Here is a 14598-nt window from a genome sequence, read left to right on the forward strand (position 1 = left end):
TCCCTTCGGAGTATACCTTCAGTAGAAATCATATTTTATCAAATTACCTGATTATATAATAAATAATACCACATATTGGAACTACCCTGCCCATTCCGATAAGTCATATCTTAGATGTCAGAATAACGCTGAATAAAAATATCAATCAAGATATACTGATCATAGAACTTGACTATGAAATTTATATCTGATAAAACGAAGCTACAACGGAAGAAGGCGGTGTTAGGGATGGGGAAACCAATAACATTTAGCATTATAGGCGGTGGAGGCTTTCGCGCACAGTATTTTCTAAGAATTGCGCAGGCTCTTCCAGAACAATTTTGCGTGAGCGGGATGGTCATTCGTGACGAATTGAAAGGCAAGGAAATGGAAGACTTATGGCGAGTGAGAACTTATCGAACAATGGATCAGCTCCTGCTAAATGAACAACCGGACTTTGTTGTACTATCTATTAATGCGTCGGCCGCCGTCGATTATATGCTGGAGTTAGCGGAACGGGGAATCCCCGTACTCACAGAGACACCTCCTGCACCTCATTTAGAAGGTTTACTTCAGATCCATGACAAACTTACACGACAAGGCGCGCGAATTCAAGTTGCAGAACAATATCAATTCCATCCGATACAAGAAGCCCGACATCAGATTATTATGTCAGGACAGTTAGGCAATGTTAATCAAGTGACTGTATCCATATCTCAGTACTATCATGCAGTAAGCTTAATACGGAAAATGTTAGGTGTGCGCTTTGAAGAAGTCAGAATCAAGGGAATGCGATTTGAATCCGATTGGGTCGCCGGGCCGAACCGAAGTGGTCCGCCTACTGAAGATAAATTAATTAAATCTGAGCGAGATATTGCTTGGTTGGATTTTGGTGGAAAACTGGGGATTTATGATTTCACCAAGGATCAACATCGTTCATGGACCCGTTCAAATCACCTAAGTATTAGGGGGGAACGTGGGGAAATATTTGATAATCGAATTAGTATCCAAGATCCTTCTTGCACTCAGATTCAAATGGAATTAAAGCGCATCAATAAAGGTGAGTATGAGAACGCGGAAGGCTATTTCCTTAAAGGAATTATGGCAGGTGACCGTTGGGTATACGAAAACCCTTATATGCCTGCCAGACTATATGACGATGAAATTGCGATTGCAGACTGTTTGAAAAAAATGGCGGTCTATGCCGAAGGCGGGCCGGGATTCTATGGTCTTCCGGAAGCTTCACAGGATCACTATATCGGCATGCTGATTGAGCAGGCTATTAGAACCGGGGAGACCGTAGCGTCTGTTCGACAACCATGGGCTGATAACGAATAAATAGTAATGGCACCCCATTCGGGTGCCATTATTTCAATTATATCCCCTCCCTCCGTTAGCCTAGTGAAGCGTTATATATTCACATTCATGTGAATATGTTTGTATCATGCAATTCAACTCCTGCGCCATACCTGTCACTTCTATATTTGAGGAGGATTTATGGAACCAAGAGCGCCATACCTTTATTTCAAACCCCGTCGCGCCGCAAGCTGGTGGAACACGCTGGAAGACATCCAATGGCCCCAAAAGTCGATTAAGGACAAAATCAAACGCCGCGCAGAAGGCTTTGCCGAAGCTGGGATCGACACGGCACTGAATTTCGGCTTCCATATCCGCTTCGATTTTTCTAACTATTTTAGCCAACTGCACGGTTATCTGAACAACGTCTGCGAGGAATTGCACAAATACGACATCAAGTTTCTCGACCACTACTCCTGCAACCTGATGGAACGGCCCCGGGATAAGGAGGAATTCTTGAAGCTGCACGCTGCACAAAGACATCACGTCCTGCTCCATCATGATCCAATCGCTGCCAAGTACGCTGGATATGCCGGTTACCGGTTCAATGATTTATGCCAGGTTGATGTGCGCGACGGAAGTCGTGGTTACAGCCCTTCCTATCAAGCGGAGTTGTTCTGCCATAACAACCCTTATTACCTGGAAATGCACGAAAACTACTTGGAGCGGCTGCTCCGTGAGGTGGATCTCGATGGCGCACAGATTGACGACATGACGGACTACGGTTGGTTCTCAACGTGTGCGTGCACATATTGCCGCGAGCGGTTCATGCGGGAATACGGGCACGTATTGCCCGACTTCGAGGACAAGTCATTCTGGGGCAACACGACCGGCACTCCCCTCACATGGGGCAACTATGACAACCCGACATTTCGCGACTGGGTCAGATTGCGAACAGACATCATCGCCGATCATGTGAAGATGATCAAGGGTTACTTTCAAGACAAGCCGCTCACGACCTGCTGCTCCAGTACAGGTCCGATTATTCTCAATGCCGCCTCGCTCAATCTGGAGAAAATGGCGCCCCACCTCGACTTAGTTATGTTGGAAAACTGCGGCATTGGCACTGGCAGCGTGCAGTGGGTTCGCACCGATGCCGAGGCGCTGCAGCAAAAAGACATCGCCGCCCACATGGGCAACGCCCCAGCAATCGCACTCAGCTACACGATTTATGAGAGAGGCGGCTACTTGGGCTGGGGTCTGAGCCGATTCTGGGGCGTCGTGAACTGGAGCAGCACGCTGCCTGGCCGACTACTAGAAGATCCATCTGGGATGAAAGAAATCCACGCGATCATCGGACCGCTCAACAACTGGGAGAAGATCTATAGCGATCTGGACGGTCAAATGGGACGAGACGTCGTGGAGGTACGCCTCGTTAGCAACCGCTACTGCCGTGACAACGGTTGGCGCGATGTGAATGGCCGCGAGCACTGGGACAGCGTGCTGCGCTGGTCCAGCGCCTTCATTGAGCGGAACATCGGCTACCGCATTCTGCGGACCGATGAGCTGGCAGATTCGGCCGCGCTTCGGCAGGATCACACCCCGCTCGTGCTTGACGCGGTGGGCTGCGTCTCCGACGCTCAATTCTCAGCGGTGACGGGGTTACTCGCCGAAGGCGGTGAGGTGTGGCTGAGCCTGCCGTTCGGCACGCACGACGAGCGCGGCTTCCTGCGCGCTCAACCACTGTCGGACGCGCTGCTTGCCTCGCCCTTTTCAAGTCTGCGCCTGCTGGACACCGCAGGCGAGGCCGGTGCGACGGCGGCGTTGCAGCAGCTCATCGCGAGCGGCTCGTTCTTGCCGCGCATCCGGCAAACCGCCGGCGACACCTGCTGGGCGTTGCGCTTGCGCTTGCATGACGACGGCCCGGTGCTACATCTAATGAACCGCTCGCTCGAAGCAATCCCCGATCCGCAGTTCAAAGATGAGCACAACCATGCGATCGTGCTGAAGGACTTCCGCTCGCTCAGCACGAATAACCGGCTGTGCTACGAGATAGACTTCTACGGAACCGGATGCACACCATGGACGAGCGCTTTTGTCCGCAGTCCCGAGCTTAGAGCGGAAGCACGCGAATTGGTTGTCGAGCGCGTGACCGACACAGTAGTCCGAGTTTCGATTAATTTGGACGGCGTAGACTTGTATGGCGTAGTTGGATGACGTAAATGGGGCGAACACAATAGAGCATGCTGCTAATCGTAGCCAGCATGCTCTATTCGTATTGGCCTATAGTTTAGTGAGCAGACCCTTCCATTTCCATCTGTTCCTTATCATTTGGCTTGTAGTAATACCAAAACAACACTACTGCAGCCACGCAGATGAAGGAGCTAACTGCAAACCCTGAACGGATGCCGAACCAGCCGGCGTACAGTCCGCCTAGCAGCGAACCCAATGTACGACTGATGGCGTTCATCGTCAAGGAATTCATCATTTGGCCGCTTGCTTTCAACTCTTTGGGCACATGGGTACTCACGTATTCGGCAAGACATAAGTAAAACAGCATGAACGTTCCGCCGTGTAACACCCAGGTCGCGAGATAGACGGCTGGGCTTAGAGCGCCGCTGAATAGTAACCACCGCACGGCAAGGATAATCCCGGAGCAGAGCAATATTTTAAAAATCCCGAACCTTCGATAAAGGGGTTGAAAAAACAGCATGAACGGAAACTGGCTGATTGAACCTATACTGACCCCAATGCCGATCAGCGCCGTGCTCATTCCCTGCTCTTTACTGTAAACAGCTTGAAATGTCGTAAAAAAGCCCAGCGTACAGTTGACCAGCAACGTGTATAAGTAAATAACAACAAGCTTTCTGCTGGTGAATAGCTGTTTCAGTTCCACCTTCGACTTATTCTGATGCCCTTCCACCTTAGGGATGCCCCACGCCAGCACGAAGGCGAGGAACACGAGCCCAGAGAATAAAGGGAACATATAATTCAGGTTACGGTCCAGCAGCCAGCCAGCAATAATCGCCATCAAGGCATAACCGACGGACCCTGCTGTACGGATGCGAGAAAAATTAAATCCCGACTTGCGTGAGATCTCTAGCGTAATCGTGTCGCCAAGCGGGTTGATCACGCATTGGACAGCGCCTAACACAACGGTGCATGCAAATAGCAGCCAGAATCGATTACCTGCAGCCGGCAGCGTCCAGACGAGGATGGAGGTCAGCAACAGGGCAATAAGCAGCAAATGATTTTTCGATGCGGCTCGGTCGGCGGCCAATCCCCAGCGTGGCTGAGCAATCATCGCGGTAACCGCTGCTGCTGTCGAGAGCAAACCTATCTGGAAATGATCAAGCTGAATGTCATTGTAATAGATCGGAATATAGTTACTGAAGGCGCCTAGTGCCATAAATACCAGCGAGTAATAGACGGACATGTAGACATACGTTGATTTTCCTGCCATCGAGTGTTTCGCCTTCCCCATCGGAAATGCCGTTACACGGAATTTGCCGTTCTTTTATAATAACTTCTTACATATTCAAACGCGTGCCACGCAGCTGCTTCATAGATCATTTTAGTGGGTAACTCTTTTTCCTGAATCACTAGATTCATATGCTTGTCGAGTGTGTTTCTAATTCCACCATTGATTTCACGGATGGCATCTATATAGGAAAAATAATCATTAAGCAATTCTTGCGCTTTTTCATTACCTTCATGTATAACGAACAACGCCTCATCTTCTGAGATCTGATAGCACTCTTTCAGAACATCTTTGATTCCAACCAATAACTCGGTGTATTCGTCCTCTTGTAGATTCGCTAAAATGAAAGTCATTCTATGCCACCTCCGAAGGTCTATGATCCAGATTCTCTGCAAGCACCATTGTCACCAATCATGACGACAACGTATAATTAGAAGGTATCGACAGTACTATCATAGCTCATTTTTAGGCCAAAATAGTTATATTCTTGAGTCACAAAATATCACTCAAATGATATTTTAAAATGATGGTTGGATGGTGAACATCGTTGAAACATACGAATCAAATAGATGAACGTGCGCAAGTCTTTCATGTTCTCAACAATCGGGGGATCCGACTTAAATACAAGGATGTGTCCACAGAGTGCCCCCCTACTATTTACCATTATCATAAAGGAATCGAGATCCTATATGTCCATCAAGGAACAGGAACCCTGACCCTCAATCGCAAGATTTACACCTTAGAGGCTGGGTGCGTCCTCATTCTACACCCCTTCCAGCTTCACCGTATTCAATTTGATGCTACTCCTCAACATCCGTATATACGAACAGTTTTAACCTTTGAACCCTCTATCGTTGCTCCTTATTTAAAACATTTTTCTGTGCTGTCTCGTTTTTTGGATCAGATATGGAAAGGACAATTGTCCAATCAGGTGTTCCGTGAGGAGCACAACTCGACTTATCTGTTAGGCGTTCTTGAACGATTCAATGACTTGGTTTCGGGGTGGAACGAAAAGGATGAAGATCACGAGACTGCTTCCATGTTGATTCTCAACATTTTAGATTATCTAATCTCGCTGCATATTGGAGGATTTGGAGGCGTCGCTCGTCCGGAACGACATGCTGAAAAGATAATGAATTGGGTCGAAGAGCATTATACGGAGCCTTTTGACTTGATTGAATTAGCCAAAGCACTGCATCTCTCTACGAATCATGTCTCTCGATTATTTCGGACCGAAACAGGGGGAAGCATTACCGAATATGTGATCGCACGAAGAATACGGCAAGCTTGCTGGTTGTTAAAAACAGAATCAAAATCAATCGAACACATCGGTTCTTTGGTTGGCATACCGAATTTCCCTTACTTCTGTAAGATTTTTAAACAGATAACGGGATTTACACCTATTCAGTATCGTAAAAGCCAGTTAAATTAATTAGATTTTTCGCATGGTACTAGGCACAATAAAAGAGTCCATCCTCAAGTAGTTGACCTACTAAAAGATAGACTCTTTATTTGCCTTTCATTTATTGCTTGGTTGTCAGCAACTTCACAGTTTCATCGACAATTAAGGAATAAGCCGTCGGTCCGAAGCCTTGGAACCACAAATCATATTGAACTGGATAAACGTGATTGTTTTGCGCGGCCTTAAGTTTGCTCCAAATCGGATTTTTCTTCAATTCCTCGTACTTATCGTTATTCTCATTCAGAACGAGGATGTGATCTGGATTAATTTCAGGCAGCTTTTCAAACTGCAAAATAGCAAAGGTGGCTTTATTATCCGGAAAAAGTATCGGTGCTTTCAAGCCGAGATCTCGATACAGAATGTCATAGTTTTTGGCACCATAATAACGCAGTTCTTTATCGGTTACCCTTAGAAACATGACAGTCTCATTACCAATTGTTGATGCAATTTTCTCTTTCGCAAGCTTCACCTTGTTGTCGTAAGTTTCAATCACTTTTTTAGCTTCATCTTCTTTTTGAAGAACGTTTGCCACGGTCATGAAAGTTTTACGCCAGTCCTTGGCGCCGTCTTGTGTTTCTTCTGGTTTCAATACAATAGTTGGTGCAATCTTGCTCAGTTCCTCGTACCCTTTGCCCATCCCGTCATTAGCGAGAATAAGATCAGGTGATGCCTGTAAAATAGCTTCAAAACTAGTCTCTGACTGCCAGCCAAGGTTTTTCGTTCCAGCCAGTTGATCCTTTAAATACCATGAGAAATCTTTGGTATCCGGTCCCGCAGAAACCGCTGAGCTGGGCTTTACACCAAGCGCCAACATGAAATCGGTAATCCAAGGATTAAGTGCAGCAACAGCTTTGGGTTTACCCGTCAGGACAGTTTCACCTGAGAAATGTTTAATTGTTCGAGGTTCCACTTTTTCTTGGGTTGAAGTGGTGGCTGAACCGCTTTCCACGGGCTCTTGTTTGCTGCAAGCGGATAGTAAAAAGATAGATAGGCTTAATAGGAGCATCATCAGAATATAGCTGCGTTTAGTCGTTTTCATAGTTAGTAGGTTCCTCTCTTACAGTTATATTGCCAAATATGTGTGTTTTGAGTTCTGCTCGTGTTCGAGGCTTCTTCGGAGCCGGGACCTGATCCTCTTTAAAATGGCCCAGATGCAGCATTCCTGTAATCTTCTCTCCGGACTGAACACCGAGCAATTCCCGCACGAAGGGATTCCAATTATGGTCATTGGTTTTCCAAACAACACCGAGCTTACGCTCCCAAGCTAGGAGCTGAAAATTCTGAATCAGTGCTGCTGAGGCCATGAGATCTTCTTCCCATTGCTTATCGTGCCCCCCTTTGTCAGGCATGATCACAATTAGAAAGGCAGAGGCCTGTGCATGCAGATAGACCCTCATTTTCTCTGCTTGTGCCGTGTCAAAAGCAGGCAACAAATGCTCAATGAAAGCCCCCTTCTGCTCGGTTGGTACGAACAAGAATCGCCAAGGCTCTCGAAGGCCGTGATTGGGAGCCCACACGGCATCATTCAACAGCTCCATGACTAGCTGTTCAGAGACTGCCTCATTGGTAAACTCTCTCAATGTACGACGAGCTCGAATCGTGTGGGCAATAGAAACGGATGATTCATCCCCAGTTATTGGCTGCGTCAATTAAAACCACCTCAATACGTTTAATTGATAATAATTATCATCGGGATTAATCGTATGCGATAGCCAGCCTTCATTCAATGGATAAAATCATCCAAAGAGATGGACAAAATTCAAAACCAGACTAAGAGGAACGTGACGTCAAATAGTTCACGATTAAGTTCATTGACCTGAGATGCTGCATAGGAGCATGCATGTTGAACCAACTCGGCACCTCCATCACTTGATTGCTTTGTACGGCACGCAGAGCTGACCATGTTCCACTTTGCTTCAACTCGTCGGTTAATTGGGTGTTGAAATTGCTGTTACAGGTCGAAAGAATGAGATAATCTGGGTTTAATCGGCACAAATCCTGTTGGGAAATGACGGTGTAATGACTTGCAGATGAGATGCCTTGAGGAGGCGAAAGCCCTAAATCTCTATACAAAATATCCCCGAGTTGACGCTTCCCGCCATAAACGCGCCATTCATCTGAAGCGGCAACAAGCACCATAACACTTTTGCCTCTCTGATTACTTGCTCGCAAACGGGCTCTGGCTTCTGCTACTCGCTGATCATACATGCGCAGCCAGTCGGCTGCTTGTTCCTTTTTCCCAAACAATCCTGCTACATCATAGAGCGTGCTTCGCCAGTCATCCTTCATCCAAACCGTAATGGTTGGAGCTACATTACGATAACTGTCCATCATCAGACTATGCCAATTTGTGCCAAGAATAAGCTGGGGATCGGCCCGAAGCACCGTTTCTTTATCGGGGTGGTCCCAGCGCCCCATGATTTTGACATCCTTTAGATCCTCTGCGATGTGCGGCAACAGTCCTCTGATTTGATCGTTACCTGCGTAAGAAAGAGTGGCAAAGGGCCGTAGATCAAGAGCAGGCAAGTAATCATTTAATTGCGGGAAGACTGTCATTAATTTATCTTCGGAATGCTTTTTGGCGTACAGGGTGGGAGACACACCGACAATCTTCTTGAAGGTGCGGCTAAAATACAGTTCATCGCGGTATCCAACTTTGGTGGCCACCGTTTTGAGTCCTTCGCGAGCGGCTAACGATGCCTTGGCATGTTGCATACGCAAATGAGCCAGATATTCAACAGGTCGCATGCCGGTTTGCTTTTTGAACATGCCCGCAAAGTTACTTGGACTGATCCCTTGGTTCTGCGCCAATGAGCGAATTGAAATTTCATCCATATAGTGGGATTCCATATACGCAATGGCCTTTTCAACTGCAAGCTGCGTGCTCCCCTGCTCATTCGCCATTTGTCTATCCAACATGATGGTATGCAGTAACTCTTGAAAAATAAGTTGCTGCTTCCACCGAGCTAACGTTCCTTCGGCATCATTGCGAACATGCAGCTGTTCCAAACAACGCAGCACTGCTGCACTATCGTTTAAGCTGATGAGCCCTTCTTGATTAAATAACAAATGTTCCGGATCTGAGTAGGGGGAGTTCGCCAACTGAGGCGGACTGTTCCAGCGATAGTGAAATGCTTGTACAAACATTAGCACAGGATACTTCTCGCTTCCTCTAGCCTCTATTAGGCTACCTGGATGCAACAAGAAAAGCGTTTTGGGCGCTACGGTATACTCATTTCCATTAATAGAGAGGATTCCTTCCCCTTCTTTTATATAAACCAGGCAATAGCACGGAATAAATCTACGTTTAAAATGTGCCGCTGCTTTGCAGCGTTTGACAAGCACCTTATGCAACATAAAACTGACTTGTCCCATTTTTTCTATTAAGTCGTCATTCATCATAGCTACAATTAAACATCCTTTCGGTATATGATAATAATGATAATCATTATCATTTGGATCATCTAGTGAAATTTTTTTTCACCTCTCCCATTGAGTGCTAGAGTTGCATTGAGAACGCAAAGAGACTGCCGGTTACTACCAGCAGCCTCCAAAATATAAGTTTCACAAGTCGATTCACCAATGCCTTAGATAAAAGGATTTCTCATTATTTCAGACGCTAACATGACGTGTCCCTTTTTTTCTGATTCCGAACTCACCATTTGTTCTAAATCATTTTGTATAACTTCGTCTAGTTCTTGCAGTACAATTATGAATCTCCCTTTCCCAGGAAAAAAGAATTGGCATATAGAATCCTCTTTGTTCATGTTTGACATCTGTAACTTCAACTCTTCCATTGATCGAACTTCTTTCATATGAATCACCACCTATTGTAAGATCATGATTAAGGTTACTAGATTCGATATTTCGTAATCAGAACTACAAAACATCCTACGGATTTACTCCTGCCGCGAATGGACGAGTTCCCACGGGAACGGTAGCGATCACGACATTGGTTAATCCATCTATGACGGAAACGTTATTATCATCCTGATTTGTTACATAAATGCGATTTGTTATTGAATTGACACCTACTCCATTTGGATTAACCCCGACAGGAATCGTAGTAATCACCGTGTTCGTTAATCCATTAATCACGGAAACATCGTTAGTGCCTCGATTTGCTACGTATATAGCATTAGTAGTTGGATTAACTCCCACCTCTCCTGGTGTAGTCCCGACCGGAACAGAAGTAATTACTGTATTGGTTACTCCATCAATCACAGAAACCGTATCACTGGTAAAATTTGATACATAAATAAGATTAGTGGCTGAATTAACTGCGATTCTAAATGGATTAACTTGGACTGGGATATTTGTAATTATGGTATTGGTGACTCCATCTATTACAGAAACGGTATCAAAATTAAAATTGGAAACATAAATACGGTTAGTTAATGGGTTGGCGCCTACCCCTGTTGATAAATTGAGCCCAGGGATTACAATGGTTGCAAACACCGTGTTGGTCAATCCGCTAATCACGGTAACATCTTCAGTTATGTCCAATGAATTAAAATTTGCCGTATAAATGGCATTGGTAGCTATATTGACCCCAACGTCGCCTGATTCATCCCCGACTGAAACAGTAGCAATTACCGTATTAGTGACTCCATCGATTACAGAAACGGTATCAATTCCCCTATTCGCTACATAAATACGATTTGTTAACGGATTGACGTCAACGCCTGCTGGATTAATCCCAACTGGAATAGTAGCAATTACCGTATTGGTGACTCCATCAATTACAGAAACATTGTTACTATTAAAATTTGCAACATAAATGAGATTTGCTGATACTGTTCCGGTAGGTCCCGTTGCTCCCGTGTCACCTGTTGCTCCTGTTGCTCCTGTTGCTCCTGTTGCTCCAGTGTCACCCGTTGCTCCTGTCGATCCTGTTGCCCCTGTTGCTCCTGTTGCTCCTGTTGCTCCTGTCGATCCTGTTGCCCCTGTGTCACCCGTTGCTCCTGTCGATCCTGTTGCCCCTGTGTCACCCGTTGCTCCTGTCGATCCTGTTGCTCCCGTTGCTCCTGTGTCACCCGTTGCTCCTGTCGATCCTGTTGCTCCTGTTGCTCCTATTGCTCCCGTTGCTCCTGTTGCTCCTGTTGCTCCTGTTGCTCCGGTTGCTCCTGTTGCTCCTGTTGCTCCTGTTGCTCCGGTTGCTCCCGTTGCTCCCGTTGCTCCCGTGGCTCCTCCGGCTGGACCTGTTGCTCCGGTTGCTCCTGTGTCACCCGTTACTCCTGTCGATCCTGTTGTTCCTGTTGCTCCGGTTGCTCCCGTTGCACCAGTTTCACCCGTTGCTCCTGTGTCACCCGTTGCTCCATTTGTCCCTGCTACTCCAGTAGCACCTGTTGCACCAGTTGCACCAGTCGCTCCAGTCGGCCCAGTCGGCCCAGTCGGTCCAGTCGGTCCGCGTCTGCCATCGTGATGGTGATGATCATCCTCGTATTCAATCTTAATTTTGGTTCCATTGTAAAGTTCTATTTCAATTTCTTCAACATGCTTCCAATTGATTGTAAATAGAAAATCCTCAAGCTCTTCCTCTCTCTCATTCAGATCTTGGCTGCTAAACTTCAACTCGAATTTATTTCCATTTATATCTTTTATTTCTATTTTTCTGATTTTCTCAATTCCAACTTTATCAATAGCCTTTTCTAATTTCTTTCCATTGCTCAAGTCACTTACCTCCTCTATAATTAAACTTCTGAAAGTTTCTTAAACAAGGTTTTTTAACATGGTATTGTCATCGTAAGTAACTCTCATAGTCTATTGTATGAGTTCTATTTGAATATGCTTGGACGAATGACAAAGAACATATAGAAGTAGCATATAATGGTAATACCCATTATAAAAAGCTCTTATTCCCGAAATGAAGGGAACAGAGCCTTTTACATTATTTCTTTTTTTATTACCTCTCCTACATAATAAATGTAACTGCTCGTTTGCTGAGAAAGTTTCAGACCCGTTTATGCGGCATCTAACACATCAGTACGAATCACTTACACAAATAATCAGACCATATAAAATAGTAAGTTTTTATTGAATGGGTGACAAACGTCTGCCTTTCTTATTTTACTGAACCTGAATAATCGAAACAGAACCATCAGTAGGATTAGCAGGGGCCGAGCCATTATAAAGAAAATCAATTGTAACAGCACTTGCAGTAGCGTCAGCTAAGAACGTACCAGATACACTTGCATTAGCATCTAAAGCCCCAGTATTTGCTTTACCTGAAAAATCACCTTTAAATACTAAATTAAGCCTTGGTGTAACAGTAATGTTCCCAGCTACTGAACTAGTTGCTCTGAAAGTATATGAAACCAAATAAATGTGCCCTGTTGCTAATAAAAAGGTTGTAGCTGTTGGATGCGAAATATTAGAGCCATTAATAAATGAGGTTGCATATGAAATAGCTGTACCATCTGCAATAGGTGATACACTAACAAGGAAGAGCCCGTTTTGTATTGTTGCAACAGTTCCTGTTGCTCCTGTTGCTCCCGTGGATCCTGTTGCTCCTGTTGCACCAATCTCACCTGTTGCTCCTGTTGCACCAATCTCACCTGTTGCTCCTGTTGCTCCTGTTTCACCCGTTGCTCCTGTTGCTCCCGTTTCACCTGTTGCTCCTGTTGCTCCTGTTGCTCCTGTTGCTCCTGTTGCTCCCGTTGCTCCTGTTGCTCCCGTGGCTCCCGTGGATCCTGTTGCTCCCGTCGCTCCCGTAGCTCCCGTGGATCCTGTTGCTCCCGTTGCTCCCGTTGCTCCCGTTGTTCCTGTAGCTCCTGTTACCCCTGTTGCTCCCGTTGCACCAATTTCTCCTGTTGCTCCTGTTGCTCCTGTTCCTCCCGTAGCTCCAGTTGCCCCAGTTGTACCCGTAGCTCCCGTTTCACCTGTTCCTCCCGTAGCTCCTGTGGATCCGATTGTTCCTGTTACCCCCGTGGCTCCTGTTGCCCCCGTGGCTCCTGTTGCTCCCGTTTCACCTGTTACTCCCGTGGCTCCCGTTGCTCCTGTTGCTCCTGTTGCTCCTGTTGCTCCTGTTTCACCTGTTGCTCCAGTTGCTCCTGTTGCTCCCGTTGCTCCTGTTTCACCTGTTGCTCCCGTTGCTCCTGTTGCTCCTGTTGCTCCTGTTGCTCCTGTTGCTCCTGTTGCTCCTGTTGCTCCTGTTGCTCCTGTTGCTCCTGTTGCTCCCGTGGCTCCTGTTGCTCCGGTTGCTCCTGTGGATCCGGTTGCTCCAGTTGCTCCCGTGGCTCCCATTGCTCCCGTTTCACCAGCTCCAGTTGCACCCGTAGCTCCAGTCTCACCTGTTGCACCCGTTGCTCCCGTTGCTCCTGTTGCTCCTGTTGCTCCTGATGCTCCTGATGCTCCTGTTGCTCCTGTTGCTCCTGTAGCACCAGTTTCTCCCGTTTCACCTGTTGCTCCTGTTGCCCCGGTTGCTCCTGTAGCACCAGTTTCTCCCGTTTCACCTGTTGCTCCTGTTGCCCCGGTTGCTCCCGTTGCTCCTGTTGCTCCCGTTTCACCAGCTCCAGTTGCACCCGTAGCTCCAGTCTCACCTGTTGCACCCGTTTCACCTGTTGCTCCCGTTGCTCCAGTTGCACCTGTAGCACACCCATTACTCCCGTGGCTCCTGTAGCTCCTGTAGCTCCAGTGGATCCTTTTAGCCCCGTGTCACCCGCAGTTCCTGTCGCACCCAATCCTCCTGTAGCACCAGTGGGTCCGGCTTTTCCCATAGCGCCCGTGGTACCAGTTGCACCCGTATCGCCTTTAATCCCACGAAACCCACGTAAACCTCTAAGGCCTCTTTTACAACGGTCATTCATTTTCTTCTTCTTAATCGATTTGCACTTACATGGTATCTCACGGTATTTCATACACTTTACAGATGTTTTTTTCTTTTTTTTGGGTCTAAGCTCTTTTTTATTAAGTTTTGATTTTGAACTTTGGATTATTTTGGATTTTTGAGATATTCGGTCTTTTTCTACAGTACTGGACACAATCAACATATGTCACCTCCATAGCAATAAAGTATGAAGACAATCGTTGACTGGAATAGACACTTGTCTCAATCTGAAGATAATAGTACCTCTTTCCAGTGCTGCAGAAGGACATGCATGAAATTCTCCTTTTTTATGAATATCCAACCCCTTTTTCCAGAAATTCGGACAGATATTTCATAAGTAATCAAGTGAAATATGATGAATACCCTTTTCGGGAATTCGATAAAAAAACATTTTTTAGGTTATATCTGTAAAAAATATCTCGTGCTATCACTTGAACACAAAGTAGGGATAATCGCATGTGAGTACAAGTTACTACATTGTATTCTTACTTTGATTAACGAAATATTGATTAGTTAAGTTAGTAATCTATCACTGAATGTTGTGAAACAGGA

The 14598-nt window shown here is 46.1% G+C and carries 12 protein-coding genes; 3 read left to right on the forward strand and 9 right to left on the reverse strand.

What is annotated here, in order from left to right; translation table 11 throughout:
* Positions 1-228: 228 nt before the first annotated feature.
* Entirely contained in the window at positions 229-1317 is a 1089-nt protein-coding gene (locus J2736_RS09365) for a Gfo/Idh/MocA family protein (RefSeq protein WP_310225765.1), read from the forward strand.
* A gap of 159 nt (positions 1318-1476) precedes the next feature.
* A complete protein-coding gene (locus tag J2736_RS09370; RefSeq protein WP_310225766.1) occupies positions 1477-3492 on the forward strand; it encodes an alpha-amylase family protein in 2016 nt (671 codons plus the stop codon).
* A 73-nt stretch (positions 3493-3565) separates the two neighbouring features.
* Here J2736_RS09370 and J2736_RS09375 read toward each other — a convergent pair whose 3' ends face one another.
* Together J2736_RS09375 and J2736_RS09380 are read right to left on the reverse strand one after the other, a co-directional pair.
* Positions 3566-4738, reverse strand: coding sequence for an MFS transporter (locus tag J2736_RS09375; RefSeq protein ID WP_310225767.1), 1173 nt, complete (start codon positions 4736-4738; stop codon positions 3566-3568).
* 32 nt (positions 4739-4770) lie between these two features.
* On the reverse strand, positions 4771-5109 hold the full coding sequence (locus J2736_RS09380; RefSeq protein WP_310225768.1) for a hypothetical protein: 339 nt from the start codon (positions 5107-5109) through the stop codon (positions 4771-4773).
* Positions 5110-5303: 194 nt separating this feature from the next.
* On the opposite strand from J2736_RS09380, the gene J2736_RS09385 reads away from it, so the two are divergent.
* Positions 5304-6188: an AraC family transcriptional regulator gene (locus J2736_RS09385; RefSeq protein WP_310225769.1), complete on the forward strand. Its 885-nt coding sequence runs from the start codon at positions 5304-5306 to the stop codon at positions 6186-6188.
* A gap of 91 nt (positions 6189-6279) precedes the next feature.
* Here the strand turns inward: J2736_RS09385 and J2736_RS09390 are convergent, their stop codons facing one another.
* The 7 genes from J2736_RS09390 to J2736_RS34285 all read right to left on the reverse strand — a co-directional run bounded on the left by J2736_RS09390 (position 6280) and on the right by J2736_RS34285 (position 14026).
* On the reverse strand, positions 6280-7257 hold the full coding sequence (locus J2736_RS09390; protein WP_310225771.1) for an ABC transporter substrate-binding protein: 978 nt from the start codon (positions 7255-7257) through the stop codon (positions 6280-6282).
* A complete protein-coding gene (locus J2736_RS09395; protein ID WP_310225772.1) occupies positions 7244-7867 on the reverse strand; it encodes a nitroreductase family protein in 624 nt (207 codons plus the stop codon). The genes J2736_RS09390 and J2736_RS09395 overlap by 14 nt, the downstream gene beginning before the upstream one ends.
* Positions 7868-7988: 121 nt before the next feature.
* Positions 7989-9620, reverse strand: coding sequence for an ABC transporter substrate-binding protein (locus tag J2736_RS09400; RefSeq protein WP_310225774.1), 1632 nt, complete (start codon positions 9618-9620; stop codon positions 7989-7991).
* Positions 9621-9805: 185 nt separating this feature from the next.
* The gene (locus J2736_RS09405) at positions 9806-10033 is read right to left on the reverse strand and encodes a hypothetical protein (RefSeq protein ID WP_310225776.1); all 228 of its coding nucleotides are present in this window, start codon (positions 10031-10033) and stop codon (positions 9806-9808) included.
* Between the two features lie 76 nt (positions 10034-10109).
* Complete coding sequence (locus tag J2736_RS09410; RefSeq protein WP_310225778.1) at positions 10110-11891, reverse strand: YncE family protein; 1782 nt, start codon at positions 11889-11891, stop codon at positions 10110-10112.
* A 396-nt stretch (positions 11892-12287) separates the two neighbouring features.
* Complete coding sequence (locus J2736_RS09415; protein WP_397340446.1) at positions 12288-13130, reverse strand: hypothetical protein; 843 nt, start codon at positions 13128-13130, stop codon at positions 12288-12290.
* 62 nt (positions 13131-13192) lie between these two features.
* Positions 13193-14026 carry a hypothetical protein gene (locus J2736_RS34285; RefSeq protein ID WP_397340338.1) on the reverse strand — a complete coding sequence of 278 codons (834 nt, stop codon included), beginning with the start codon at positions 14024-14026 and terminating at the stop codon, positions 13193-13195.
* Positions 14027-14598 lie beyond the last annotated feature (572 nt).

The organism is Paenibacillus qinlingensis, from assembly GCF_031455095.1.
In the GTDB taxonomy this organism is placed as follows: domain Bacteria; phylum Bacillota; class Bacilli; order Paenibacillales; family NBRC-103111; genus Paenibacillus_E; species Paenibacillus_E qinlingensis_A.